This is a genomic window from Haloferula chungangensis, assembly GCF_042664875.1.
GTDB lineage: Bacteria > Verrucomicrobiota > Verrucomicrobiia > Verrucomicrobiales > Akkermansiaceae > Haloferula > Haloferula chungangensis.
Genome location: NZ_JBHTBS010000001.1, coordinates 447,330 through 471,943 on the forward strand (window position 1 = coordinate 447,330; position 24,614 = coordinate 471,943).

Below are 24,614 nucleotides of genomic sequence, written 5' to 3' on the forward strand. Positions count from 1 at the left end.
GGCTCGACATGAAGGGGGAGTTGCGGCTCATTTCCCAGCATGGATGAGCCCTCTCCCTACCAATCACCGGCAAGCTCAGGCATGCCGTCCATGCCGCTCGAAGGAGCGGAGTCCGGTGCTGCCCAGGCGTTCGGAGTCATCCACATCATTTTCGGTGTCTTCGGGATCCTGATCGGTGTCTGGAACGTGGTGGGCGTCTATCTGTCGGAATCGATGAATGGAATCGCCATGCCGGCCGGACCGGAACGGGAGAGGCTGTTGGAAGTTCAGCAAAGATACCTCGCCGAGGTGGGGTGGGTCAGCATCATGACCGGGATTTTCATCCTCGTGCTCTCGGTTCTCCTGCTGATCTCCGGGCCCAAGCTGTGGAAAAAGAAGGCTTCCGGCCTTCGCTGGTCGAATCGCTACGCGTGGATGTCGATCGCGACCAAGCTCGTGAGCATCGTGGTGGGACTGCTTGTCGTGCTCCCCGCATCTCGCGAAATGACGGAGGCGCTGATCAAGGACATGGCGGGCAGCTCGGATACCATGGCGGGCTTCATGTCCGTCGGCAGCTCGCTCGGTGTTCTGCTGGGGCCAATTTTCGGGATGGTCTACCCGGTGCTCGCGCTCATCCTGCTGAACCGACCATCCGTGACGCGCTTCCTCCAGGACTGATTTTCTCAGAGCTCCTTGAGGTGGAGTTGGAGGATGCGTTTGACCTCAGCAATCGTTTCCGGTTTTCGCGTCAGCGAGTGGCCGTAGGGCACGATGAGCTCGCTCCGCGAATCTTTGAAATGAGATGACCAGTAGGGGACGATGCCGTCCGAGCTTTCAGGTGAGTCGCCCCGCCCGCGGTCACCGATGATCGAATGGATTTCTATGTCGGATCGAATGGGGGAGTCGTTGAGGGCTTGGTAGCCGTCGAAATTAGGGGCCAGGGTGCCGATGGAAGTCTTCTCGGGGAGCGCGTCAGCCCCTCCCTTAACAACCGCTCCGAGTTCGCTCATGGTGACGTCGACCAGATCGATGGTCATCGTTTTGGGCAAACGGATGATGTTCGAAATGAAGCGGGAAAAAAAGCGGTTCGCCGACGGTGAGCCTCGGTGAGGGGCGGCCATGAAGACGACGCGTGAAGGTTCGGTGACCGGTTCGTAGAGCGTGGTCCAGCGGATGGCCCGACGGGTTTCCTTTGAAACCTTGAGTTCATCGATCGGAGCATCAAAGCGGGTGTCATAGAAGCGGTGTCCCGGATCGATCAACGAGGCATGAGATAGGACGCCGCCCATCGAATGGCCGACGAGCACCATCTCGTTCCACGTTTTCATCCCACCTTTCTCCTTCGCCATCTCGGTGGCTCTTCTGAGATGGTCGCGGAAGAAAGCGGCGTTGTAGACCCACGAGGTGCCGGTTGGGTAGCTGAAGAACCACGCCTGATAGTTGTCACGAAACCATGGTTCCCCCATGAGTTCGTTGAACATCACCTTATAGGTTCCAGGGCTTGAGTAGAGACCATGGACGAAAATGACCGGGATCTTCGTGGGGTCGTAGGGTGCCGCGGCGTAGAGGTCGGTCTGCTTGGTGAAGCGGCCCGGGAGGATGACTTTGGCAAGGTCGAGGTCATCCAGGTCGCTCATCTGCCAATAGAGCGCGGAGGGCGCTGACCAATCGATGGCGAGAGCCTGGGCCTGGCCGTTGACACTGAGCGTTTCCGCCTTGCCTGGATAGACAACCCGCCAAGTAGGCGGTTCCTGGTCGAAATCCAGGATGGTGGTGAGGTTCAGCGGAAGGCCGGTCGGGGGAGCGAAAGGATAGCGTTCCATCTTTTCGCTATGGTAGGCGTCCCATCCAACCATGGGGATTCCAATGCCCGGATCCACATGGCGGCCTCCGACATCATCGACGTCGATGCTGGATGCGGGGACAAATGCATCCAGATCCTTGAAGGTGACGCCGGCCCCAAGGGAGTGGGAATCATCGATTAACGTGCCCATGGCGGCTGCCTTGTCGTAGTGGCTACCGCGGCCACAGCGGAGTTGGTCGATGAGTTTCTCGATCGCGAGGTTGTAGCGTTGTCGTGCGCTTTGGCTGTCGGATTTTCCCAAGTCGTTCCATGCGGCCCGGGCTTCACTCATGAGAAGGGCGGCGTCGCCACGCGACTTGTAGGGGAGGATCTGGCAGGATGGTGGTGAGGGCGGTCCGCACTGGCAGATCAGGAATGCCGAAACGAGGGGAAGGGAGGACTTGAGTGCTGACCGATAGGGAACTGTCATCTTTGATGGATGAGTCAATTGTCTTGAGATTAATCTGAAGGAACGTGCGGCTCAAGGATCATCGCCCGCTCGTGCTCGCGGGCTTTGGCGGCCCGCCGCGCCTGACGGAAGAAGTACTCCTGCGCGCGAAATGTCTTCTTACCCTTTTCAGGTTCGATTCGCACCGAAGTGCCATCGGGAAGGATGAGCGATGCCTGTCGGGTGTCCTTAAAATAGGTCTCGAGAATCTTCAAGACTTGCCGTCTCGCCTGGCTGTCCTCGATCGGAATCATCAGCTCGACCCTGCGGTCGAGATTGCGGCTCATCCAGTCGGCGGAAGAAATGTAGATTTCCGGGTCGCCGCCCTGATGGAAATAGAAGACTCGTGTGTGTTCGAGATAGCGGTCGATGATGGAAATCACCCGGATGTTTTTTGCCCGTTTCTTGCCGCCCGGCTTCAGGCAGCAGATTCCGCGGACATTGAGAAGGATCTCAACGCCGGCGTTGGAGGCTTCGTAGAGGGCTGCGATGATCTCGGGGTCCTGCAAGGAATTCACCTTGGCAAGAATTCGTGCCGGTTCGCCCTGGCGGGCGCGTTCTGCTTCGGAGGCGATGAGCTCGAGGAGCTTCGGCTTCATCGTATTTGGAGCCGGAACCAAGCGTTGGAAGCGCAGCAACTTGGAGCGGCCGGTGACGGCATTGAAGAAGAGCGACGCGTCGGCACCATATTCGGGACGGCAGGTAAGAAGGGAAATGTCGGTGTAAAGTCTGGCGGTAGACTCGTTGTAGTTTCCGGTGCCGAGGTGGACATAGCGGCGGATCCGGCCGGCCTCGCGACGGATGATGAGGCAGATCTTTGCGTGAGTCTTGAGGCCCTTGACCCCATAGACGATCTGGGCGCCGGCGCGTTGAAGTTCTTCGGCTCGATGGAGGTTCCGGGCTTCGTCGAAACGTGCCTTGAGTTCCACAAGGACGGTGACGTGCTTGCCGTTTTCCGCTGCGCGAATCAGGCCGTCGATCACTCGGGACTGCTTGGCGGTTCGATAGAGGACTTGCTTGATCGAAAGCACGTGGGGATCGTCGGCGGCCTCTTCGATCAGGCGCAGCACGGGCTCGAAGCTTTCGTAGGGATGGTGGAGGAGCACGTCGCGACGATCGATCGCTTCGAACAGCGATTCGCCGGGCGTGATCGAGGATGATTGCTGCGGGGGCCATTCCTGATCGCGCAGATGATCGAAATCGGGGAGGAATGCCAGATCCATGAAGGCCGCGAGGCCGAGCGGGCCATTGATGCGATAGATCTCCTGCGGGCTGGCCTGACAAACGTGCTGGATGATGCGCGTGAGATCGCGGGTCAGGGGAACCTGCAGTTCCAGGCGCACGGTGTCGGAAAGTTTGCGTGCCGCGAGCACGTCTTCCATCTCACCGGCGAGATCGATGGCATCTTCTTCTTGCACGGCGATGTCTCCATTTCTGGTCACGCGGAAACACCCGGTTGCCGCCACCTTTTCGCCGGGGAACATGTTTCCTGCATGGGCGGCGACCACTTGCTCGAGAAGAACGAAGGCATGACCACCTGAGCTGTTCGTCACTGGGATTCGTCGATTCAGGTTGTCAGGAATAGGGATCAAAACATAGCGGATCTCCTTGCTTTCCTCGTCGATGAGCTTGCAGGCGACGGTGAGCTGCAGGGCCGGAACCAGCGGAGGAACTCCATCCTCATCCACCGCAAGGGGAGTGAGGAGGGGGAAGACGTTGGTATGGAAATAGGCGGAGACCTGGTCTGACTGAACGGCGTCGAGATCGCCCACATTCATGGGATGAATGCCGGCTGCGTGCAGCGATGGAAGGAGTTCGTCGGAAAGAAGCCGGTACTGGTCATCGATCATTTTCTGCACCCTCCGCCGTATGGCCTGAATCTGCTGGAGTGGTGTGAGTCCGGACAAGTCAGGTGTCTTCCTGCCACTTCGCCGCATGAGCATCAGCCCACCCACCCGGACCTGGAAAAATTCATCGAGATTGGAGGCGGTGATGGCGAGGAACTTCACCCGCTCAAGCAGGGGCAGATCCGAGCGAAGTCCTTCATTGAGGACGCGCTGATTGAACTCAAGCCAGCTGAGTTCGCGATTGTTGTAGGCGATAGGCATGGACGATGTCGCGTGAGAGAGGTTTCAGAAATTAGGATGGGTCATCGATGACCACTTCGAGGCCAAAGACTTGCTCGAAAAGGTCGGCTTTCGACTGCATGGCAAGCCGTTCGACCGCAGTGTCGCTGAGGCCTGGGAGATTGAGGTGGAGTCGGCGGTCGCGACGCGTCACGGTAATGTCGTGAACTCGCTGATCGTGGGTGCGTTCGAGCGCGTCGGCGACGCGGAGGATCGCGGCGAGTTTAGAAACGCGGATGCGTTCATGGGTGCCGAGCTCGTTGTATTTTGGATGATTGGGCTTGGGTCCGGAGTGGCGGTGATAGCGTGAAACAAGCGCGACGGTGGTGACGTCCTGGCGATCGAGTCCGAAAATCTCGCTGTTGAGAATGATGTACTCCGAGTGTTTGTGATGGGCTCGGGGGCTGATGAAAGTTCCAACCTCGTGAAGGATTGCCGCTACATTGAGGAGCATCGCGTCGTGGGGCCCCATGCCGTGGAGGTCCTGAAGTTCGTTGAAGAGATGGAGCGAGATGCGGGCGACGTGCTCGCCGTGGCGGGGGTCGGACTGATATCTTGAGGCGAGGATGCGGGCGGATCGGAGTACTTCCGCATCGAGCGAGTTCGAAAGATTCCCAGAGATCAGCAGATCCTGGAGGAGGCCCTGTTCGTAGTCACTGTGGGGAATGTGCAGCTCCTTGACCCCAAGAATTTCTGCGATGGCAAGATTGGTTTCGAGGGCCGGAACGAGCGCTTCGGCCGTTTGATAGTCGATCTTGAAATACTGCACCAGCTCGAGGTCGCTCATGTTGGCGGCCTGTTCGGAGAGTTTGCGGAGGTTCTTCACCGGGCAAATCCCGCTCTGCTGGGAGAGAAACGTGCTTACCTGCTGGATTTCATATCCGATGACGACGAGCGCCTCGAGTTCCACATCGCGGTAGTCGAATCGAAGCTGGCTGAGGTTTCCTGACGCGTTTTCGCGAATCACCCGGAGAAGCGCCGGACCCCCAGCGTGGGAGCTTTCGACCGCTTCACGGGTTCGGTGGGCGCCAAGGCGGTAGCTGGTGTAGCGAGTGATCGCGCCATCTTCAAAGAACAGCGCCCGGGTGTTGCCCGGTCCGACGTGAACGACGAGCGTATTCCGTCGCTGCATCGCCGGGATGTCTCGGAGCCGACGACGCGTCTTGAGATAGATGAGTCGGGTCATCTCACCATCATCGATCGGGTTGATCGTCAGTCCGCAGGCAATCCGGATCCGGTTGAGAAAGACGTCGTGATTCGTCGCTTCGGTTAGAATGTTGGTGGCGACGGCTCGAGAAGTACGGCTGATGCCTGCTTCCGCCGCAGCTGAGAGAAATCCGTCGAGAACTTCGACAATCCGCTCGGTCGTCGAGGCGGAAATCGAGCCATAGCAGAAGATGTCTCGAGCGAGAGGGGCTGGCTGTTCCAGGAAATCGAGTGGCAGATAGCTTCCGTCATCGGCCTTCTCGGCAATCAGCATGGAGACCGAACTGGCGCCGACGTGCACGGCTATGGCGAGTGAGCCTGTTGAAAGTTCGGGTGCGGAGGTGTCGGCCATTGTGAAAAAAAGAGTGATGGAGGGAGTCCGGCATGCAATGCGGAAAAAGTGACATTACAAGATTTCCACTATTTGAGGCTTTAATTGATCGGCGAGCTGGGAACGATGGAGGAAATGAAAATCGGAGATCCGGCGAAGGAGTATCGAATCAAGGCGGGGGAAAAACTAAGTTTGGGGAAGATCGATCCCGGAAGCTCCAGACTTTGTCCTGATGGAGACAAGCATAGTACGCTCGAACTCTTCGATGAGCTTCGGAACGAGATCCAGGTGCTTCAGAAAACCCTCTACGCGCAGAGCAAGCATCGCATTCTGGTCGTGATTCAGGCGATGGATACGGGTGGAAAGGATGGGTGCGTGAAGCATGTGTTCTCCCGGGTTGATCCTCAGGGGATTCACGTGAAGTCATTCAAAAAACCCAGTGAGGAAGATCTCGCCCATGACTTTCTCTGGCGGGTCCATCCCCACGTTCCGGGAAACGGGGAGATCGTGATTTTCAATCGTAGCCACTATGAGGACATCATCGCGGTTCGGGTGAAGAAGCTCTACGACGACAAGGTTTGGCAGCGCCGTTACCGGCACGTCGTTGAGTTTGAAAGAATGCTGGCGGAGGAGGGGACGACGATCATCAAACTTTTCCTGCACATTTCCAAGGACGAGCAAAAGCGTCGACTCGAGTCCCGATTGGTGAACCCGGGGAAGCACTGGAAGTTCAATCCGGATGATCTGAAGGATCGGGCCCGCTGGGACGAATTCATGGAGGTTTATGAGGAAATGATCGGGAAAACGAGCACATCCTATGCGCCTTGGCATGTCATTCCGGCCGACAAGAAATGGTACCGGAACCTCTGTGTCGCCAGGCTTTTCCGAGACACCCTGAAGGGACTCAATCTCGAGTTTCCAGAGCCGGATTGGGACCCGGGCTCAATTAAGATTGATTGAACGGATTGACAGCCCCGGATTCGTCACTCTAGGGATGGGCATGGATGCGTGGGACGCGGATGCTTTTGGAAATGATACGGCGGCCGATTGGCTGGCCGAAGTGGTCGAGACTTCTGATCTTGGGATGATTCTCGAGGCTTTTGACACGGTGCTTGGCGCTGGAGATGAGCCTGTGGAATTGCAAGCAGGAGAGGAAGCCATCGCCGCTGCCGAACTGGTTGCCTGGCTTGCCGGGCAGCCTGGCAAGGGTGGGGATTACTCCGATGCGATCGAGAGCTGGATGGACGACAACGAACTGGAGTTCACGGAATCCCTCGCCAAAAAAGCGCGCCGCAGCATCGATCGAGTCTTCAACATGCCGTCCGAGCTTCGTGAAGCATGGGAGGAAGGTGAAGACTTCGATGACTGGAAGGCCGAGTTGGCCAAATTGAAGGAGCGCCTCGGTTGAGGGCTCCTTCCTCTCGTTCAATCAAGTCGGATCAGGAGATCGTCGCTGTCGATCTGGTCTCCTTTCTTGACGAGCACTTCTTTGATCGTGCCATCCGCGACCGCACAAACGGTCGTCAGCATTTTCATGGCTTCGAGGACGACGAGTTTGTCGCCTTCCTTCACTTCCTGGCCAGGTGAGACGGCGACTTCGGTGACCATGCCGGGCATCGGTGCGCAGGCCTGTTTGGCATCGGAGGGATCGCCTTTGACTCGGGAAGGACCTGCATGCACTGCGAGGCGCGTGTCGGTGATGACGCTCTCGCGCGGCATGCCGTTGAGTTCGTAGAAAAGTGTCCGGCGTCCCTCGTCGTCCGCTTCGCCAATCGAGACGAGCTTGATGAAGAGCACCTTGCCCTTGTCGATGACGACTTCGATTTCCTCGCCTGGCGACAGACCGTAGAAGAATGCGGCTGTTGGAAGACCACTCAGGTTATCGTAGGTGCATCGCGAGGCTTCGAAATCGGCAAAGACCTGAGGATACATCAGGTGGGAATAGAGATCGTCGGTGCTCGCCTCCCGCTTGAGTGTCGAGCTGAGTTCCTCGCGGGTTTTACCGAGATCGACGGATTCGGCAATTTCGCCCGGCCGCTTCGTGGTTGATGGTTTGTTGTTGAGAACCACTTTCTGAAGCTCTGCCGGCCAGCCTCCATCGGGTTGCCCCAAGCCGCCGGCGAGCATGTCGATGACGCTCTCAGGCCAATCGATGGATCCGGGTTTGAGCTTGGGCACATCGGCCGGCTTGATGCCACGGGTGATGAGGAACATGGCCATGTCTCCGACGACCTTTGAAGAAGGGGTGACCTTGACGATGTCGCCGAAGAGAAGGTTCACCTCCGCGTAGGTGCGGGCGATCTCACGCCAGCGGTGACCGAGGCCCATCGCATTCGCCTGCTCGCGCAAGTTGGTATACTGACCGCCGGGCATCTCGTGCTCGTAAACCTCGGCGGTGCCGGCGCGAGGAGCGGAGTCGAAGGGCTTGTACTGCGCGAGCACCTCTTCCCAGTAGTCGGAGACGTCGTTCAAGGTGTCGAAATCGAGCCCCGGATCCTGCTCGGAGTTCTTAAGGGTGGCACATACCGAGTTGAGGTTCGGCTGGCTGGTTGAACCGGAGAGCGAAGAAATCGCGAGGTCAGCGATGTCCACGCCGGCACGTGATGCCGCAATGACGGACGCGGCATTCAGGCCGGAGGTGTCGTGAGTGTGGAAGTGAATTGGGATGCCGATTTCCTGCTTGAGAGCATGCACTAGATTGTAGGCCGCCTGAGGCTTGCACAGGCCCGCCATGTCCTTGATCGCCAGGATGTGGGCTCCCATCTTTTCAAGCTCCTTGGCTTTCCTGATGTAGTAATCCAGCGAGAACTTGGTGCGCTTGTCATCGAGGATGTCCCCAGTGTAGCAGATCGCCGCTTCACAGAGCACCTTGCCGTGCTCACGCGCAACTTCCATGGCAACCTGCATGTTAGGCAGGTAGTTCAGGGAGTCGAAGATGCGGAAGATGTCCATGCCGGCATCGGCCGCATGCTTGACGAATCCGGCAACAACGTTGTCCGGGTAGTTCGAGTAGCCGACGGCGTTCGATCCGCGGAAAAGCATCTGGAAAAGGGTGCCGGGAATGTTTTCGCGAAGTTGGCGAAGCCTTTCCCACGGGCATTCCTTGAGGAAGCGCATCGCCGTGTCGAAGGTCGCGCCGCCCCACATTTCAAGGGAGAACAGCTGCGGGAGTCCCTTGGCATAGACTTCGGAAATCCGCAGCATGTCAGTGGTCCGCATGCGGGTGGCGATGAGCGACTGGTGCGCGTCGCGCATCGAGGTGTCCGTGATCAGCAGACGCTTCTGGTCGAGAATCCACTGACAGAATTTCTCGGGGCCGAGCTCTGTTAGAAGGTGCTTGGTCTGCGGTGCGTTGGGATCGGTATTTCCCACGGAGGGAACCCGAGGCTGCGGAATGGGTGACTCCGGTTTCCAGTTCTTGGCAGTCGCATTGCCGTTTACGGTGACATCAGAGAGGTAGGAAAGCAGCTTCGTCGCTCGGTCGCGGCGTTGCTTGAACTTCAGGAGTTCCGGTTTGCTGTCGATCAGTTTGGTGTGGGCCTGACCTTCGCGGAATGTTTCGTCGGCAATGACATTTTCCAGGAAGGGAATATTGGTTTTGACGCCACGAATCCGGAACTCGCGGAGGGCACGGTCCATGCGTGTGCAGGCGATGGGGAAGCTGCGACCCATGGTGGTGAGCTTCACCAGCATCGAGTCATAGAATGGCGTGATGACCGAACCGGCATCACCCGAACCGGCATCCAGGCGAACTCCGAAACCTGCAGCAGACCGGTAGTTGAGGATGCGTCCATAGTCGGGAGCAAAATTGCGTTCGGGGTCTTCCGTGGTGATGCGGCACTGGATGGCATAGCCATTGCAGGGGATTTCATCCTGTGGCGGGATGGCAACCTCGTCGCCGTGAATGGACTCGCCCTTGGCGACGAGGATCTGCGAACGCACCAGGTCGATGCCGGTCACGCATTCGGTAACGGTATGCTCCACCTGAATGCGTGGGTTCATCTCAATGAAGAACCAGTCCTTCTGATCCATGTCGTAGAGGAATTCCACCGTGCCGGCGTTGTCGTAGCCAATGCCTTTGGCGAGGACCACCGCGGCATCACAGAGTGCGTTGCGGACACCCGGATCGAGGTCGATCGAGGGGGCGATCTCGACGACTTTCTGATAGCGCCGCTGCACGGAGCAGTCGCGCTCGTGGAGGTGGACGACATTGCCATGGCGATCCCCGAGGATCTGAACTTCGATGTGTTTTGCGCGCTTGATGTAACGCTCGAGGAAGACCGCGGGATTGCCGAAGGCATTCTGAGCCTCGTTTCGAGCTTCGGCGAGGAGGGACTCAAGCTGCTCTTCCTTTTCGACGACGCGCATTCCCCGTCCACCACCGCCGAAGGCAGCCTTGATAATCAGGGGAAAGCCGATTTCCTTGGCAACCTTGAGCGCGATCTTCGGATCGGTAATGGCTTCTTCGGTTCCGGGAAGAACGGGGACATTGAAACGTTGGGCGAGTTCGCGCGCCGCCGTCTTGTCTCCCATATTCTCGAGGAGTTCAGGCGAGGGACCGATAAAGGTGATCCCTTCGCGAGCGCAAGCTCTGGCAAATTCCGCATTCTCGGAGAGGAAACCGTAACCGGGGTGGATCAAGGTTACTCCCTTGGACTTCGCGAGAGCGACAATGCCTTCGACGTCGAGATAGGCGCCGACAGGACCCTTTGTCTGGTCCAACTTGTAGGCTTCGTCAGCTTTGAAACGGTGTCGGGAGAATCGATCCTCTTCGGCGTAGATGGAAACGGTCTTGAGACCAAGTTCATTGGCAGCGCGGAAAATTCGGATCGCAATTTCGCCGCGGTTCGCAGCTAGGAGCTTATCAGGTGTCATGCTGCGCATTTCCTAGGTGGGAAATGGATTCCGGGCAAAGGGGAATCGTTTCATACTGCATATCCTCGGAAATTTGATTTTTTTCGCGTTTTTCTCAATTTTAGGGTTGACCAGTCCCTGTGAGTTTCTATGTTCGCCGTGTCGCGACATCTAGCAGGCGGTCCGGCTGAGATGCCTTCTGGTTTTGGGTTTTTCCAGTGGTAAATCGGTCGGACCGCTTCTTTTTTGTACAGCGGTCGGGTTGCGGGATTTTTCAGGGCGCTCGCCTCTGAAGCTCCGTGAAGCTCCCTCAGGGGATCATTCCCCTTGATCGAGAATCCGCGCGATTCTCCCCGAATCGAAGTCGAAAGGCGTCATTTCCAGTTCGACAGTCTGACCTTGGCAGAGTTCCTGGTCATTTGAGCGAAGTGTTTTCGATAGGTGACCCAAGGTCATTTTGCCATTCGGCAGTCTGACCTCGGCCAGCTCTTGCTTCAGGACGTTCACGATTTCTCCCGTCACCAGAATGGGGGCTTCATACATGTCGGGAATCCTGAGTCTGTCTGATGGGGGCGACAAGCCCCGGCTTTCTCGATCCGCTCAAATGGACGCTTCTCCCACGGATGATGAGGCTCGCCCATGGATCCGATCAGAATTCAGAGGATATCCGTGCCGTCTGCGACTTGACCTTGGACCAAGGACGTTTGAAACTCTTCTTCAACTTCAGGCCAGCTGAAGCCCGACTAATCTTCGACTCTATGAAAATTGCCTCAACTCTCACTACTGTGCTTCTCACAGGTTGGATTGTATCCTGCACGCCCGCTCCAGACGAGGCACCGCCGATTCCTCCAACTGACGTCGCGGCGAACCGTGCTGCGGGGTCTGAAGTTCCCCCAAACTCCGCCATGAAGAAGGCCGATGATACGACCGCCCAAGGAGAGGAACTGAAGCAGAAAACAGAAAGCACGGAGAAGAAGATCACTGAGACCATGGAAGATCCCAAGCCGAGCACGCCTGAGCCGAAGGCTGCAGTGCCTGTCGCCCGCCGGGTCCCGGGCCGTGAAGGATTTGTCTTCAGCCCTTACAACAACAAGATGATTGATGTGAAGGACTTCGCGAGCGGCACCATGGTAGCGGACCCGACTTATCCGCCTGCCGAGAAGAAGTATTTCCGCGTGCCTTGATTGAATTTGAGGATTTCCCTGACTCATTTGAGCCGGGCCTCCGGGTCCGGCTCATTCTATTCCAAGGCAATTGAAAGAAATTGAAAAGATCGCAATCCTCGGTGGAGGCCTGCTCGGTGGCTCTCTGGCGATGGCCATGCAGGACCGTTTGGAAACGTGTCTGTGGGCTCGTCGTGCCGAAGCCGTGGAAAGCGCTCGCGAACTGGGAATCAAGTGCGCCAGCACTGATCTCAAATCGACGATTGCAGCAGCTGATCTCGTGATATTGACGGTTCCCGTCGGTGCGATGGAATCGCTGATCGAAAAGGCTTTGGAATGCGGTTTGAATTCGTCGTCGCTGGTTAGCGATGTGGGAAGTGTGAAGAGGGCGGTGCATCGAAATCCCGGCTCACTTTTGAAACGCAAGGGGATTCCTTTCATCGGATCTCATCCCATGGCGGGATCCGAGCAGCGGGGGGTGGAAGCCAGCAGGAAGGATCTCTTTGCTGGGGCGATGTGCTTTTTGACCGATGACGATCAGGTCGGTGAACCCTGGACCGGGAGACTTGAGGCATTTTGGAATGGTCTGGACTGCCGGATCTGCTGGACCGATTCGGCGAGCCACGACGAACTTGTTGCGAGGATCAGCCACTTTCCCCACGTGATTGCCGCCGCGGCAGCCCTGGTGAGCTTGGGCGATCCCTCAGATGCACGGTTTGGTGGGGGCGGGCTCCGTGATACCACCCGAGTCGCCGGCGGAGATCCCGAAATGTGGGCTGAGATCCTGATGGAGAATCGCCATGCGGTCTCCCACTCCGTCGAGCAGGCCATGAGCGTGCTCGGTGAGATCCAGAGCTCACTCAAGCAAGGTGATCACGAATCCATCAAACTATGGCTGGAAAAAGCCAAATCCCTTCATCAGAAGAGTCGTTCCCAAGAGTTATCATGAGTTCCCATTTCGCAATTGCTATCGATGGCCCGGCTGCTTCGGGAAAAAGTACCCTCGCCAGAGAGCTCGCCCGCAGACTGGGTCTCGTCATGGTGAACTCCGGCGCGATGTACCGTGCGGTTACCTGGCGCTTGATTGAGGACGGAGTCGATCTATCCAATGAAACAGCGGTAGTCTCGGCCTTGGAGGCAATGGAAATTGATTGTGGAGTCGACGGGCTTTCCTCGACGGTGAGCATCGATGGTGTCGATCCCGGCGAGGCGCTGCGAAGCGAACAGGTGAATGGCAAGGTGTCCCAGGTGTCTGCGGTTCCTGCGGTGAGGGAGCGTCTGGTTGCCCTGCAGAGGGATTATCTCAAAACGGCCGACGTTGTCATGGAGGGACGGGATATTGGAACCGTGGTATTTCCAGACAGTCCGTATAAGATCTATGTCGATGCGGATGAGGCCGTGCGTGCCCAGAGACGCGTGGCAATTGGTGAGGTGGATTCCGTCGCGGACCGCGACCGTGATGACAGTCAGCGAAAAACGGCCCCGCTCAAAGTAGCGGAGGGCGCCGTCATCCTTGATACCTCGGATCATACCATCGAGAGTGGAGTGGACGCTGCGCTTGAGATTCTTCGGTCGCAGGGATTGGAAATACGAGAAATCTAGTAGATCATGATGAGGTGGGTATATTGGATGGGGTGGATGACACTCAGAAGTGCGTTCCGTGGGCTCTTTGGACTGCGCGTGCGTGGTAAGGAGCGTCTCGTGACGGAAGGTCCGGTGCTGGTGGTTTCAAATCACCAGAGCTTTCTCGACCCTCCTCTCATCGGGGGACTTTACGAGGACGAGATGTACTATCTTGCCCGCAAGACCTTGTTTCGTGGGCCAGCCAAGTGGCTTTACACCAAGTGGAAGGCCATTCCCGTTGATCAGGACCGGCCTGATATGGCGAGTCTCAAGACGATCATCCGTCTGCTCAAACAAGGAAACCGGGTCCTCGTCTTTCCCGAAGGAGAGCGGACCGGTGATGGTGCGTTGGGGCAGGCTCAGCCTGGTGTTGGGCTGATTGCCCTGAAATCCGGAGCCGTCATTCAACCCATTCGGATTCGTGGCGCGCGCGAGGCTCTGCCGCGTGGCTCTGGGCGGGTTCGCTTTGCGCGCATTGATGTTCACGTCGGACACCCGCTGGCCTTTACCCCTGACGAGCTGAAACGGGCTTCAGGTAAGGAGGGCTACCAGATGGTCGCCGACCGCATCATGAAGGCGATCGGCGAACTGTGAGGGACTCACTTTAGTTCCAAGGCCACTGGGCAGTGATCCGAGCCTAGAACCTGGGGCAGGATGCTGGCAGAATGGAGCCGATCCTCGAGAGATTTGGAAACTCCGAAATAGTCGATGCGCCAACCCACATTCTTGCCGCGAGCCCCGGCGCGATAGCTCCACCAAGAATACGCTCCTTCGGTATCCGGGTGGAAGTGCCTGTAGGTGTCGATAAAGCCGCCATCAAGGAGTTGGCTGAATCCCATTCGCTCTTCGTCGGAGAACCCGGCGCTGCCACGGTTCTGTTTCGGTCGGGCGAGATCGATTTCCTGATGGGCGACATTGAGATCGCCACAGAAAATCACGGGTTTGCCCAGCGCCTCGAGGTCGAGGAGATACTGGCGAAATGCTTGATCCCACGACATCCGGTAGGCAAGCCGGCGGAGTTCATTCTGGGCATTGGGCGTGTAAACATTGACCAAACGAAACTCGGGAAATTCAAGGGTAAGAACACGTCCTTCGCTGTCGTGTTCCTCCATGCCAATCCCATGGTGGATGGATAGGGGCTTGGTGCGGGAGAAGACGGCGACGCCCGAGTAGCCGGGTTTTTGGGCGGAGTTCCACTCGGCGTGGTAGTTTCCGAATTCCAAAGGCAGATCGACCTGCTCGGGACGCGCCTTGGTTTCCTGAAGACAGAGGATATCGGGAGACTCTGCGGAGAGAAAGTCGCCGAGCCCCTTCTTGAGGCAGGCGCGAATCCCGTTCACGTTCCAAGAGATGAGTTTCATGGGAGAATTCTGATGAGGGTGTCGAAAGTCGCTGCAACAAAAAACCGCGCAACCCAAGGGAAGCGCGGTTCTTTGAAATCTGGATCGCCTGATATCAGCGCTTGGAGAACTGGAAGCGCTTGCGGGCTCCAGGCTGACCTGGCTTCTTGCGCTCCTTCATGCGTGGATCGCGACGAAGGAAGCCTTCTGGCTTCAGTTCCTTGCGGAGCTCACCGTCAAACAGAGTGAGTGCGCGGGCAACGGCAAGACGAATGGCACCCGCTTGACCGTGGAGACCACCACCCTTGGCAGTAATGTCGAGGTCGAAGCGATTCAGGAGATTGGCCTGCTGAAACGGGGCGAGCACCGCGTTCTGAAGGGGCAGGGTGGCAAAATAATCATCAAACGGACGACCGTTGATGGTGATGGTGCCGCTTCCTTCGCTCATCCGCACGCGGGCGGTGGCATTCTTGCGGCGTCCGGTGGCGGACATGGATTTGGTGGCTACGCTCATGTAAAAAAAAGATTCAGTATGGGAAATCAGGCGACTTCGTAGACTTCTGGAGCCTGGGCTTCATGGGGATGCTCGGCGCCGGCATAGACCTTGAGCTTGCCGAGGATGGCGCGGCCGAGGCGGTTCTTTGGAACCATGCCGTGGACGGCGCGCTCGACGAGCAGAACGGGACGGCGCTTGCGGATCATGCGAGGAGTCTCGACTTTCTTACCGCCGACCCAACCCGAGAAGCTGGTGTAGATTTTCTCGCTCTCCTTGTTGCCGCTGAGGCGAACCTTGTCGGCATTGATCACGATGACGAAATCGCCAGTGTCAACGTGAGGAGTAAAAATTGGCTTGTGCTTACCACGGAGTAGGCGCGCTGCTTCAACTGCAACTTGACCGAGAATCTTGTTCTCGGCATCAATTACATACCATTTGCGCTCGATGTCAGCCGGCTTGGCAGAAAAGGTCTTCATGTTTTCGTCAGTGTTTCCGTCGTAGCTCAACCTGCGGGACCGAAGGCCTACGTGCGGAAGGGCGGCGAAACTAGGTAGCCAATATCAGGGTGTCAACCGGAAATCCCCGCTGAAATCGAAGCTTTTTCTCAAGTTTCCCAAAACAAGCGATTTTTGCGGTTGAAGCGGGGGTGTTAATCGGTGATGGTCCGTGCGGAGGCGTGCATCAAATTGGCACAATTCCGGATTCTGAATATGAGTAACGGATACAGAGGTGGTGGTGGACGCCGGGGTGGACGCCGTGGCGGTCGTCGCGGATTAAAAGGATCTCCGAAGATGAATAGCGTCGGAGAGGAAAAGGCTGTTGAAATCGAGGGTACGATTACTTCGGTCCTCGCAGGGACTCAATTTCGTGTTGAGTTGCAAAGTGGTCACGAGGTTCTTGCCCACATTTCCGGCAAGATGCGCAAGCGCTTCATCCGCCTGGTCGTCGGTGACCGCGTGAAGATGGAGATGTCGCCATACGACGTCACCAAGGCGCGGATTACTTTCCGTTTGGGTTAAGTTCCCAAGCCAGGCCAGCAGCTTCGGATGTTCTGCAGGACGACCTCGCTTTGAAGCGGCTTGGTAGACCGCAGATCCTCATGGGAACTCCGGCTTCAGCCCAATGCCTTTGTGGATTCGATGTTCGGATCTTGCATCTCGATCCCGGCAGGGATCATCGCTTGGAGCCCCGGGTCGAGGAGTCTTGGCGACGACCACCCGGAGACCCGCGTAGAGGAATCAATTTGACCCCGGTAGCGGGTTGCAGCGGGCGCGGATGTCAGTAGCGGATCCGACTTGGCTGGCACACCTATCAGGGTGCCGATTCAAGAACCCATTCAAACCCGGGGTGCTCGTCGGTGCCGCTTCTCGACCCCGGGCTACAGGCTGTCATCCCTATCGGGATATAGATCGGAATCCGCATTTTCAAAGTGAGCTAGCCCTGGATTCTGCATGCCGGATCCGGATCCGGGAGCGGGGGGGCGTTGTCGTCAGGCTATGGGACGATTTTCGAAATGGCGTAGCGCGGGCATCCATCGTGAGTCCGCTCAGCCATGGCCATGACTTATCCAGCCAGTTCGATATTGTCGAGCACCTCATCGAGTGGCGGTAGAGGCGCTCCGTGATCCTTTCGCTCAATTTCGATGCGGCCGAATAGTTCGCCCTGACGCAGGACGAATTGGTTCATCTTCATGAGCTCCAGAACGGCGAGGAAGGTGACAATAACTTCTGCCTTGGTGGCGGCATCGGCGAACAAGGTATCAAAGGGCGCCGATTCACCTGGCTTGAAGCGGGTGAGCAGCATTTCGAGTTTGTCGGATACCGTGTAGCGGTCATCGACGATGTCACCGAGATCGTGGGATTCCTCAAATCGTTTGAGGACATTCTGAAACGCCCGAATCAGGTCGAAGATGGAGACCTCGGCGAGTGGTGCCGGGCTGTCATCGACTTCCGGTTGCTCGGACTTGAGGGCAAACGTGTCTTCTTGTTCGATCTCCTTCAAGCTGAGGAAATTCGCGGCGTCCTTGAACTTCTTGTACTCGATGAGCTGGCGGATGAGTTCCCAGCGAGGATCGTCTTCTTCCGCGTCCTCTTCGGGTGGCTGCTCCTGGCGGGGCAACAGGGTGCGGCTTTTCAGATACATCAAGTTCGCCGCCATGACGATGAACTCGGCCGCGAGGTCGATGTTCAGCATCCGAAAGGTTTCGATGTATTTCAGATACTGCCCGGTGATTCGCGAGATCGAGACGTTCTGAATGTCGACTTCATCCTTTTTGATCAAATAGAGGAGAAGATCGAGGGGGCCTTCGAAAATCTCGAGTCGCACTTTGTAATCGGTACCTTCCACGCCCGAGTGGGTAGGCGATCCGCCCTTTGTCGGCGAGGGGAAATTTGGCCTCGCCTGATATGATTGCGGGGGCTGTAATCCGGCCTCCTCGAGGGGGGCTTTATTCAATCCATGAACATTGACAATTCGCAGACTTTTAATGATCGACTCAGCCAGTGGATCGCGAGCCAGGGGTTCTGGTTTCAATTGCGCTATTCGATGTCGAGTGGCTCAGGATGGTCGGTGGCTGTGTTTCATTTGGTGAAGCTTGGGGCCCGTGTTCTGGTGCTGCTGCTCGTCGTTGCGGTCATTTTCGCGTTTTATCTCAGCAAACGGATCGATTCGGAGGGCTTCAAAGAGAAACTCAGCGAGCGCTTTATCACGGAAATGTCTGCTTCGGATGCAGAGATCGTGGGATTCGAGCGTGTCCAGGGACGGGCGAAGATCCGCCGAATTGGAGCGGAAGGAACGCCCTCAAGTTTTTTCCAGACGCTTGAGGCAGGGAATCTGAGCTTCAAGATGGGTTACCTCGACGGGTTTTCTGGAGACTGGGATGCCGGAATCATTGAGGGGAACTGGATTGATGTGCAGGTCAAGGCTGGGGCCAATTCGGGTGAAGAAGCCTCAGCTGCTGCAGAGTCTCTCTTCAAGAGGCGGCGGCAATTTGAGGTCATGGGTCTGGATTTTTCGACGGCACGAGTGACATGGGGGTATGACAAGCGGGTAGGCGAAATCGAGGGAAGCAAACTGACGGCCAACCGGGTCAGCGAAGGTTGGCGATTCAATTTCAAGGGCGGGCGCTTCACTCAGAACTGGATCCATGATTTTCAGATCGAAGAGATCGCGATGCTTTGTACGCCGACCGAACTGATCATCGAGAAGGGAATCCTTCTGGCGGATGATGGAAGGGTGGAGTTGAAGGATGTGAAAATCGAAGGAGGGGAATTGCCCCAGGTTTCCGGTCGCTTGGTTCTCACGAGCGTGCCGATTGAGAAACTGGTTCCAGAGAACGTGCTGGAAAGGGTCTCGGGAAAAATTTCGGGCGAACTCGAGCTGAGTGGTTCGACAAACACCACCGAAGGGCTGTCCCTGCAGGGACCGATTACTCTGGGAGAGAGGGATTCAATCCAGATTCGTGATGAATTTCCCATCCTCGAAGCTCTGGATCTCGTGGATAACTTCAATAGCTATAAGCGAGTGGTCTTTGAGCAGGGCTCCTTCAATCTGAAGACAGGGGGAGGGGAAATGGTGATCGCTGGCATGAATCTGGAAGCTCGAGACTTCATGTCAATCGAGGGCAGACTGGAGGCCCGGTATCCGACGGATGAGGAGATTGCCAAGTCCATCGGCGAGAATGCGGCCAGCATGCTGGAGCAAATGGATGGTGAAGAGAAGGAGGCGCAGAGAAAGAAGGACATCACTTTGAAGAGGGCTGGAGATGCAGCCAAGGATGACAAGAGCAAAGAAAACCTCGGCGAGAACACTCAGTTCTTCGCGGGCTTGGCATCGAAAAGGGATGAGGAGACCATCAGGCGGGCTGCGGCACGACGCGCACGGACGATCTTGAATTTCGAAGGAGGCATTCGATTGACGATTCCCGGCGATGCCTTCGACAGATCGAGAATTCTTCGAGATCGCTACCCGGTCGATCCAGCCACCGGGCGAATTGGAATCGACGTCCGTCTCAGTGGAAGCATGCCTGAACTCACCTTGCCGCTGGCCGAGGAAATTGTGGAAGACGGGCGCAGCAACGAATGATCATCCCCCGACCGAAGGGATCATGCCCATGTTGGCATAGATTTCACGGGTGGCACTGCTTTTGTTGAGCGTGTAGAGATGAATGCCGTCGACGTCGTGATCGAGGAGCTCGATGCATTGCTGAGCGGCATAATGAATGCCGACTCTTTCGACAGCAGCTGGATCATCGCCGGCACGATCAAGGGCTCGCATGAGTTTTGCGGGAAATCTCGCGCCTGCCGCGAGTTCAGCCATTCGGCGCATGCCTTTTGTTGAGGTCACCGGCATGATCCCGGCTATGATCGGCACATCAATTCCCGTTTGACGGCAGCGGTCCCGGAAGTCGAGGAAGTCGTGGTTGTCAAAAAACAACTGCGTGCAGATGTAGTCGGCACCGGCATCGATTTTGGACTTCAGATGCTCAAGCTCCACCAGTCGGTTCGGGGTGCTCGGATGGCCTTCAGGGAAGCCGGCCACTCCGATTCCAAATCCCCGCGGATCGGGATGTCGACCGCTGTCATTGAAGGCCTTGATGAAACGCACGAGGTCCCCGGCGTGAGGAAAAGCGCAATCCGACCAGTCATAATCCGGCCAATCTCGAGGGGGATCGCCCCGCAGAGCGAGGATGTTGGAGACACCCGCTTCAGCATAGCGGGTGAGGATGGCGTCGATTTCCTCTTCACTGTGACCGACACAGGTCAGGTGGGGGATCGGCGGGGTCTCCGTGGTTTCCTTGATCCGGACAACGAGATCATGCGTCGCATCACGCGTCGAACCACCGGCACCGTAGGTGACTGAGACAAAAGATGGATTAAAGGTTTCGAGGTCGACAATGGTGGCGTAAAGTTCGTCCCAAGCCGCTGAGGATTTCGGCGGGAAGAACTCAAATGAGAATGACGGGCGGCGATGCGCAAGAATGTCGAGAATGTGCATGAGAGGTGTCGGCGAGAGAATTGGATGAGATCGCCGAAACGGCCAACAAAAACCGCGCGGCCAGCAACTTCCGCCGAGCGGTGGGGTTTTCCGAATTGGCGGCAGGCCAGTGCCGAGCTCTACTTCACCAACATGAATATCATCCCAATTGCAATCGTTGCCATCGTCGGCGCGGGAAGTCTGTACGGGGAGTCTCCTCGCCGTGACGAGAGGGCCTCGCAGGCGGATGGTGGCGCGGAAAAGGGGCGGAATTTCAAAGGGTTTTTCGAGAGTGCCGATGCCAATGGGGATGGGGTGGTTTCTTTCGATGAGTTTTCAGCGCTCGAGCGGATTTCGAAGCTCCCTGAGGAGTCCCAGAGGGAAATTTTCAAGCGCTTTGACAAGAATCATGATGGACTGATCCAAGCTCCCGAGATGCGTCCACCTCCGCGACCGGATGGGGGCAATCGTCCGTTCCCTAAGCTGCACGAACTCGATTCCGACAGGGATGGAACGGTTAGCTTCGCGGAATTTGAAGCGGGTCCCTTCACCAAGCGGATTCCGAAGGAGCGATTGAAGGAATTCTTCGCCCGCCTGGACCGGAACAAGGATGGAAAGCTCTCGCCTGCAGACAAGCCGGAGGAACGTCGCTCCCGTGATCGGTCCAAGGATGGTGGTCGTGAACCGAGGGACCCCGCGAAGATGATCGAGATGCTCGATGGAAACGATGATCGGGTGCTAAGTTTTGACGAATTTCGGCAAGCGCCCTGGTTGAAGGAAAAGAGCGAAGATGAGCAAGAGGATCACTTTGAAAAGCTCGATAAGAATGGGAATCTCAAGCTGGAGCCAAAAGAATTGCGAAACGGCGGTTCGCCACGCCCGGAGGTTCGTCAGAACGGAGCTCTTCAGCCTGTGGATGACAAGGAGCGGGATCCGGATTGCAAGGATGAGGAGCAATCTCCGCGAGGCCCCAAAAGACCAGGTGGAGATTGCTGAGCCCTCGGGGGCTTACTTATACGAGCGGACCGATGGTTTGACCGTTTCCCACTTAAGTACTTCCTTGTGAAGGACGGGTGGAACTCCGACGCCTTTGAATTCCCACGCTGAAACGTGGCAGAAGTTCTCGTCATCGCGCTTGGCTTCACCCGGTGACAGGTATCCCGACTGAACTTCAGGATCGGCCTCGGTATACTGGTGCTCCTCGCGGAAATGACCGCCGCAGGATTCCTCGCGTTCACGGGCATCCAGACACATCATCTCAGCGAATTCGAGGAAGTCGGCGACGCGGCCAGCCTTTTCGAGTTCCATGTTAAGTGCTTCACCGCTTCCGGTGATTCGGACGTTTTTCCAGAACTCTTCGCGGATTTTTGGGATTTGCTCGAGCGCCTCAGTGAGGCCTTCGCGGGTGCGGGACATCCCGCACTTGTCCCACATGACCTGTCCGAGCTCACGATGGAAGGAATCGACCGTGCGGTCGCCCTGGATTGATAGCAGCTTCTTGGTCCGCTCTTCGACTTCGGCACGTGCTTTGACGAACTCGGGATGGTCGGTAGTGACGCTCCCGGGCTTTTGAGTAGCGAGGTAGACGGCGAGTGTCGTAGGAATCACGAAGTAGCCGTCCGCGAGGCCCTGCATCAGGGCGGAGGCACCCAGGCGGTTGGCCCCGTGATCCGAGAAATTGGCTTCTCCAAGGACATGGAGCCCGGGGAGGTTCGACATCAGATTGTAGTCCACCCAGAGTCCGCCCATGGTGTAGTGGACGGCCGGGTAGATCATCATCGGGGTCTGGTAGGGGTTCTCGCCGGTGATCTTCTCATACATCTGGAAGAGGTTTCCATAGCGGGCGCGAATGGTGTCTTCACCGAGGCGGGCGATGGAATCACGGAAGTCGAGATAGACGCCGAGGCCAGTCGGAGCGATGCCACGACCTTCATCGCAAACCTCCTTGGCCGAACGAGAGGAAATGTCGCGCGGGGAGAGGTTACCGAAGGAAGGATACTTTCGCTCAAGGTAGTAGTCGCGCTCTTCTTCAGGAACGTCAGCCGGAAGCATCTCCTTCTTGCGGAGTTTGGCAGCAATTTCCTTCGATTTGGGAACCCAGATGCGTCCATCGTTGCGAAGCGATTCGGACATCAGGGTGAGCTTGCTCTGATAGTCGCCGCTGACCGGAATGCAGGTCGGGTGAATCTGCGTGTAGCAAGGGTTCGCGAAGTGCGCGCCCTTCTTGCAGGCTCTCCACGCGGCGGTGACGTTGCAGCCCATCGCGTTGGTCGAGAGGAAGAACACGTTGCCGTAGCCACCGGTCGCCATGATCACGGCATCGCCGGCATGGGTGGTGATTTCTCCAGTGACGAGGTCTCGAACGACGACACCCTTGGCATGGCCGTCGACGACGACGAGTTCCAGCATTTCCGCGCGCTCGAACATCTCGACCCCACCGGCGGCGATCTCCTTGTTGAGGGCCTGATAGCAGCCGATAAGGAGCTGCTGGCCGGTCTGCCCGGCTGCATAGAAAGTCCGCTTTACCTGAGCGCCACCGAAGGATCGGTTGTCGAGGAGTCCTCCGTATTCGCGGGCAAAGGGAACTCCCTGGGCGACGCATTGGTCGATGATGTTGTTGGAGACTTCGGCAAGGCGATAGACATTGCTTTCGCGGGAGCGGAAATCGCCACCCTTGATCGTGTCGTAGAACAGGCGATGGATCGAGTCGCCGTCGTTCTGATAGTTCTTGGCGGCATTGATGCCCCCCTGAGCGGCGATCGAGTGAGCACGGCGGGCGCTGTCCTGGTAGCAGAAGCACTTCACCTTGTAGCCCAGCTCGGAAAGCGTGGCCGCAGCCGAGCCACCTGCGAGCCCGGAGCCGATCACGATGATGTTGAACTTCCGCTTGTTAGCCGGATTGATGAGCTTCGAATCCTGCTTGTGCTTGGACCACTTCTCTTTGAGTGGACCAGCGGGGTCTTTGCTGTCGAGGTCGGATGACATGATGATTAGCGGCCGAATTTGAAAATGAGAATAGCGACGGGGATCGAGACAAAGCCGAGCCAGATGAGCCATGCGTAGCCAAGACTCAGCTTATCGAGGAGGCCTGCGGTCTTCTTGGAGCGCAAGCCGAGGGTCTGGAACATCGACTGCACCCCGTGGCTCAAGTGGGAGCAGAGCAGGCTCATCGCGATAATGTAGAAGAGCACCACCAGTGGGTTGGTGAAACCGACGATCACCATTCTCCAGGCATCAAAGCGCTCGGGATCGAGGGGGTCAACGAAGTCGACATCGTTGTAGCTAACCCGTACGGTGAAATGGAGGAGATGGAAGATGATGAAGGCGAGGATGGTGAGGCCGCTCCAAATCATGATGAGCGAGGATTTTTTCGCCTGAATGACCGCCTTGTGCTCGTAGGCATTCCTGGCGGCCCTGTTTTCGCGAGTGAGCGAAATGGTCGCGGCCACGTGGATGACGAGGGTGGCAAGGAGGAGGATCCGGGCAATCCAGACGCCCGCACCATGAAGCATGTGGTGGAGAAACTCGGCGTAGTCGTTGAACGCCTCACGCCCGACGAAAACCAGAAGGTTTCCTGCCAGGTGACCGGCGAGAAAGAGCGTCAGCACAATACCGGTTAGAGCGACGAGCATCTTGCGGCCGATGCTGGATGTCCAGATGCGGCAGATGGATGGGCAACTACGGGTGGAGTCGTTCATGGGGCTGGAAACTTAGTCAGGAAAAGCGTCGGAAGAGCTTTAAGGAGGTGACCCGAAACGCGCAAGAGGAGAATCCCCGGAGCAGATAATATGCGGCGAATGAGTCAAATGAGGACAACTCAGAATGGTTTGGCGAGGCCGAGGTAGGCTGCGATGACCCCGCAGACGATCGCGATCGTGAGAACAACTGGCGCGGGCAGGACCTTGCGCTTGACCAAGGCTGGGGCGATTCCAAGAACCAACCAAAGACCTAATTTCACCATCCACCAGTAGGAGTCCATCGGTGGCTTCCTGAGCATGGCAAAGCCGACGAGCAGAATGAGGAGACCCGAGATTCCGTGGAGGATCGAGGCAGCGGTCTTTGATGAACCGGAACCGAGAGCAATGGCACCGAGGGCTGCGAAGAAACCGAAGGTTCCAGCGATGTGCAGGGTCTTGAGAAGGAAAGGATCCATGCGCGGAACTCTGGCGGGAGTTGCTTTTTGAGCAAGCGAAACCGAACTTCTCAAACGCCGGCACGGAGACTCTGAGGC

At 57.2% G+C, this 24,614-nt stretch carries 23 protein-coding genes; 10 read left to right on the forward strand and 13 right to left on the reverse strand.

Going from position 1 to position 24,614, the window contains the following annotated elements; all coding sequences use genetic code 11:
- Positions 1-39 precede the first annotated feature (39 nt).
- The gene (locus tag ACFQY0_RS01890; RefSeq protein ID WP_379708498.1) at positions 40-657 is read left to right on the forward strand and encodes a hypothetical protein; all 618 of its coding nucleotides are present in this window, start codon (positions 40-42) and stop codon (positions 655-657) included.
- Between the two features lie 5 nt (positions 658-662).
- Here ACFQY0_RS01890 and ACFQY0_RS01895 read toward each other — a convergent pair whose 3' ends face one another.
- The 3 genes from ACFQY0_RS01895 to ACFQY0_RS01905 are packed head-to-tail and all read right to left on the reverse strand — an operon-like array spanning position 663 to position 5,954.
- Entirely contained in the window at positions 663-2,252 is a 1,590-nt protein-coding gene (locus tag ACFQY0_RS01895; protein ID WP_379708500.1) for a hypothetical protein, read from the reverse strand.
- 29 nt (positions 2,253-2,281) lie between these two features.
- A complete protein-coding gene (ppk1, locus tag ACFQY0_RS01900) occupies positions 2,282-4,378 on the reverse strand; it encodes a polyphosphate kinase 1 (RefSeq protein ID WP_379708502.1) in 2,097 nt (698 codons plus the stop codon).
- A gap of 31 nt (positions 4,379-4,409) precedes the next feature.
- Positions 4,410-5,954, reverse strand: coding sequence for a Ppx/GppA phosphatase family protein (locus tag ACFQY0_RS01905; protein WP_379708504.1), 1,545 nt, complete (start codon positions 5,952-5,954; stop codon positions 4,410-4,412).
- 114 nt (positions 5,955-6,068) lie between these two features.
- Between ACFQY0_RS01905 and ACFQY0_RS01910 the strand changes: the two genes are divergently transcribed.
- Both ACFQY0_RS01910 and ACFQY0_RS01915 read left to right on the forward strand, forming a co-directional pair.
- Entirely contained in the window at positions 6,069-6,893 is an 825-nt protein-coding gene (locus ACFQY0_RS01910; RefSeq protein ID WP_379708506.1) for a PPK2 family polyphosphate kinase, read from the forward strand.
- 40 nt (positions 6,894-6,933) lie between these two features.
- On the forward strand, positions 6,934-7,341 hold the full coding sequence (locus ACFQY0_RS01915) for a DUF4259 domain-containing protein (protein ID WP_379708508.1): 408 nt from the start codon (positions 6,934-6,936) through the stop codon (positions 7,339-7,341).
- A 17-nt stretch (positions 7,342-7,358) separates the two neighbouring features.
- Here ACFQY0_RS01915 and ACFQY0_RS01920 read toward each other — a convergent pair whose 3' ends face one another.
- Both ACFQY0_RS01920 and ACFQY0_RS01925 read right to left on the reverse strand, forming a co-directional pair.
- Positions 7,359-10,808 carry a pyruvate carboxylase gene (locus tag ACFQY0_RS01920; protein ID WP_379708510.1) on the reverse strand — a complete coding sequence of 1,150 codons (3,450 nt, stop codon included), beginning with the start codon at positions 10,806-10,808 and terminating at the stop codon, positions 7,359-7,361.
- Between the two features lie 297 nt (positions 10,809-11,105).
- On the reverse strand, positions 11,106-11,330 hold the full coding sequence (locus ACFQY0_RS01925) for a S1 domain-containing protein (RefSeq protein ID WP_379708512.1): 225 nt from the start codon (positions 11,328-11,330) through the stop codon (positions 11,106-11,108).
- A 362-nt stretch (positions 11,331-11,692) separates the two neighbouring features.
- Here ACFQY0_RS01925 and ACFQY0_RS01930 point away from each other — a divergent pair, with 362 nt between their 5' ends.
- From ACFQY0_RS01930 to ACFQY0_RS01945, 4 genes are all read left to right on the forward strand, one after another.
- Positions 11,693-11,971 carry a hypothetical protein gene (locus tag ACFQY0_RS01930; protein ID WP_379708514.1) on the forward strand — a complete coding sequence of 93 codons (279 nt, stop codon included), beginning with the start codon at positions 11,693-11,695 and terminating at the stop codon, positions 11,969-11,971.
- A gap of 70 nt (positions 11,972-12,041) precedes the next feature.
- Positions 12,042-12,899, forward strand: a complete 858-nt coding sequence (locus ACFQY0_RS01935; protein WP_379708516.1) for a prephenate dehydrogenase — start codon at positions 12,042-12,044, stop codon at positions 12,897-12,899.
- On the forward strand, positions 12,896-13,552 hold the full coding sequence (gene cmk / locus ACFQY0_RS01940) for a (d)CMP kinase (RefSeq protein WP_379708518.1): 657 nt from the start codon (positions 12,896-12,898) through the stop codon (positions 13,550-13,552). Before ACFQY0_RS01935 ends, cmk begins: the two co-directional genes overlap by 4 nt.
- Positions 13,553-13,588: 36 nt before the next feature.
- The gene (locus ACFQY0_RS01945; protein ID WP_379708520.1) at positions 13,589-14,167 is read left to right on the forward strand and encodes a lysophospholipid acyltransferase family protein; all 579 of its coding nucleotides are present in this window, start codon (positions 13,589-13,591) and stop codon (positions 14,165-14,167) included.
- Positions 14,168-14,172: 5 nt separating this feature from the next.
- On the opposite strand, the gene ACFQY0_RS01950 is transcribed toward ACFQY0_RS01945, so the two are convergent.
- The 3 genes from ACFQY0_RS01950 to rplM all read right to left on the reverse strand — a co-directional run bounded on the left by ACFQY0_RS01950 (position 14,173) and on the right by rplM (position 15,885).
- On the reverse strand, positions 14,173-14,934 hold the full coding sequence (locus ACFQY0_RS01950) for an exodeoxyribonuclease III (protein ID WP_379708522.1): 762 nt from the start codon (positions 14,932-14,934) through the stop codon (positions 14,173-14,175).
- Positions 14,935-15,028: 94 nt separating this feature from the next.
- Entirely contained in the window at positions 15,029-15,427 is a 399-nt protein-coding gene (rpsI, locus tag ACFQY0_RS01955) for a 30S ribosomal protein S9 (protein ID WP_379708524.1), read from the reverse strand.
- A 26-nt stretch (positions 15,428-15,453) separates the two neighbouring features.
- Entirely contained in the window at positions 15,454-15,885 is a 432-nt protein-coding gene (gene rplM / locus ACFQY0_RS01960) for a 50S ribosomal protein L13 (RefSeq protein WP_379708526.1), read from the reverse strand.
- 315 nt (positions 15,886-16,200) lie between these two features.
- Between rplM and infA the strand changes: the two genes are divergently transcribed.
- A complete protein-coding gene (gene infA, locus ACFQY0_RS01965) occupies positions 16,201-16,428 on the forward strand; it encodes a translation initiation factor IF-1 (RefSeq protein WP_379708528.1) in 228 nt (75 codons plus the stop codon).
- Positions 16,429-16,972: 544 nt separating this feature from the next.
- Here infA and ACFQY0_RS01970 read toward each other — a convergent pair.
- A complete protein-coding gene (locus ACFQY0_RS01970; RefSeq protein WP_379708530.1) occupies positions 16,973-17,755 on the reverse strand; it encodes a segregation and condensation protein A in 783 nt (260 codons plus the stop codon).
- A 111-nt stretch (positions 17,756-17,866) separates the two neighbouring features.
- Between ACFQY0_RS01970 and ACFQY0_RS01975 the strand changes: the two genes are divergently transcribed.
- Positions 17,867-19,492 (forward strand): hypothetical protein, encoded by a 1,626-nt coding sequence (locus ACFQY0_RS01975; protein ID WP_379708532.1) that lies wholly within the window; start codon positions 17,867-17,869, stop codon positions 19,490-19,492.
- On the opposite strand, the gene metF is transcribed toward ACFQY0_RS01975, so the two are convergent.
- On the reverse strand, positions 19,493-20,404 hold the full coding sequence (metF, locus tag ACFQY0_RS01980) for a methylenetetrahydrofolate reductase [NAD(P)H] (RefSeq protein ID WP_379708534.1): 912 nt from the start codon (positions 20,402-20,404) through the stop codon (positions 19,493-19,495). It abuts the gene before it with no gap.
- Between the two features lie 132 nt (positions 20,405-20,536).
- Between metF and ACFQY0_RS01985 the strand changes: the two genes are divergently transcribed.
- Positions 20,537-21,379, forward strand: a complete 843-nt coding sequence (locus ACFQY0_RS01985) for an EF-hand domain-containing protein (RefSeq protein ID WP_379708536.1) — start codon at positions 20,537-20,539, stop codon at positions 21,377-21,379.
- A 12-nt stretch (positions 21,380-21,391) separates the two neighbouring features.
- On the opposite strand, the gene ACFQY0_RS01990 is transcribed toward ACFQY0_RS01985, so the two are convergent.
- The 3 genes from ACFQY0_RS01990 to ACFQY0_RS02000 all read right to left on the reverse strand — a co-directional run bounded on the left by ACFQY0_RS01990 (position 21,392) and on the right by ACFQY0_RS02000 (position 24,536).
- Positions 21,392-23,368, reverse strand: coding sequence for a fumarate reductase/succinate dehydrogenase flavoprotein subunit (locus ACFQY0_RS01990; RefSeq protein WP_379708538.1), 1,977 nt, complete (start codon positions 23,366-23,368; stop codon positions 21,392-21,394).
- 5 nt (positions 23,369-23,373) lie between these two features.
- Positions 23,374-24,081, reverse strand: a complete 708-nt coding sequence (locus tag ACFQY0_RS01995; RefSeq protein WP_379708540.1) for a succinate dehydrogenase cytochrome b subunit — start codon at positions 24,079-24,081, stop codon at positions 23,374-23,376.
- Between the two features lie 119 nt (positions 24,082-24,200).
- Positions 24,201-24,536, reverse strand: a complete 336-nt coding sequence (locus ACFQY0_RS02000) for a hypothetical protein (protein ID WP_379708542.1) — start codon at positions 24,534-24,536, stop codon at positions 24,201-24,203.
- Positions 24,537-24,614: the final 78 nt, after the last annotated feature.

Bases quoted from the DNA above. Each gene is read 5' to 3' on its own strand.
- metF (WP_379708534.1), bottom strand. From the start codon at position 20,404: ATGCACATTCTCGACATTCTTGCGCATCGCCGCCCGTCATTCTCATTT.
- ACFQY0_RS01995 (WP_379708540.1), bottom strand. From the start codon at position 24,081: ATGAACGACTCCACCCGTAGTTGCCCATCCATCTGCCGCATCTGGACA.
- ACFQY0_RS01930 (WP_379708514.1), top strand. From the start codon at position 11,693: ATGAAGAAGGCCGATGATACGACCGCCCAAGGAGAGGAACTGAAGCAG.
- ACFQY0_RS01905 (WP_379708504.1), bottom strand. From the start codon at position 5,954: ATGGCCGACACCTCCGCACCCGAACTTTCAACAGGCTCACTCGCCATA.
- ACFQY0_RS01915 (WP_379708508.1), top strand. From the start codon at position 6,934: ATGGATGCGTGGGACGCGGATGCTTTTGGAAATGATACGGCGGCCGAT.
- cmk (WP_379708518.1), top strand. From the start codon at position 12,896: ATGAGTTCCCATTTCGCAATTGCTATCGATGGCCCGGCTGCTTCGGGA.
- ppk1 (WP_379708502.1), bottom strand. From the start codon at position 4,378: ATGCCTATCGCCTACAACAATCGCGAACTCAGCTGGCTTGAGTTCAAT.
- rplM (WP_379708526.1), bottom strand. From the start codon at position 15,885: ATGAAGACCTTTTCTGCCAAGCCGGCTGACATCGAGCGCAAATGGTAT.
- ACFQY0_RS01985 (WP_379708536.1), top strand. From the start codon at position 20,537: ATGAATATCATCCCAATTGCAATCGTTGCCATCGTCGGCGCGGGAAGT.
- ACFQY0_RS01990 (WP_379708538.1), bottom strand. From the start codon at position 23,368: ATGTCATCCGACCTCGACAGCAAAGACCCCGCTGGTCCACTCAAAGAG.
- ACFQY0_RS01950 (WP_379708522.1), bottom strand. From the start codon at position 14,934: ATGAAACTCATCTCTTGGAACGTGAACGGGATTCGCGCCTGCCTCAAG.
- ACFQY0_RS01975 (WP_379708532.1), top strand. From the start codon at position 17,867: ATGAACATTGACAATTCGCAGACTTTTAATGATCGACTCAGCCAGTGG.
- ACFQY0_RS02000 (WP_379708542.1), bottom strand. From the start codon at position 24,536: ATGGATCCTTTCCTTCTCAAGACCCTGCACATCGCTGGAACCTTCGGT.
- ACFQY0_RS01910 (WP_379708506.1), top strand. From the start codon at position 6,069: ATGAAAATCGGAGATCCGGCGAAGGAGTATCGAATCAAGGCGGGGGAA.
- ACFQY0_RS01925 (WP_379708512.1), bottom strand. From the start codon at position 11,330: ATGTATGAAGCCCCCATTCTGGTGACGGGAGAAATCGTGAACGTCCTG.
- rpsI (WP_379708524.1), bottom strand. From the start codon at position 15,427: ATGAGCGTAGCCACCAAATCCATGTCCGCCACCGGACGCCGCAAGAAT.
- infA (WP_379708528.1), top strand. From the start codon at position 16,201: ATGAATAGCGTCGGAGAGGAAAAGGCTGTTGAAATCGAGGGTACGATT.
- ACFQY0_RS01945 (WP_379708520.1), top strand. From the start codon at position 13,589: ATGACACTCAGAAGTGCGTTCCGTGGGCTCTTTGGACTGCGCGTGCGT.
- ACFQY0_RS01920 (WP_379708510.1), bottom strand. From the start codon at position 10,808: ATGACACCTGATAAGCTCCTAGCTGCGAACCGCGGCGAAATTGCGATC.
- ACFQY0_RS01895 (WP_379708500.1), bottom strand. From the start codon at position 2,252: ATGACAGTTCCCTATCGGTCAGCACTCAAGTCCTCCCTTCCCCTCGTT.
- ACFQY0_RS01890 (WP_379708498.1), top strand. From the start codon at position 40: ATGGATGAGCCCTCTCCCTACCAATCACCGGCAAGCTCAGGCATGCCG.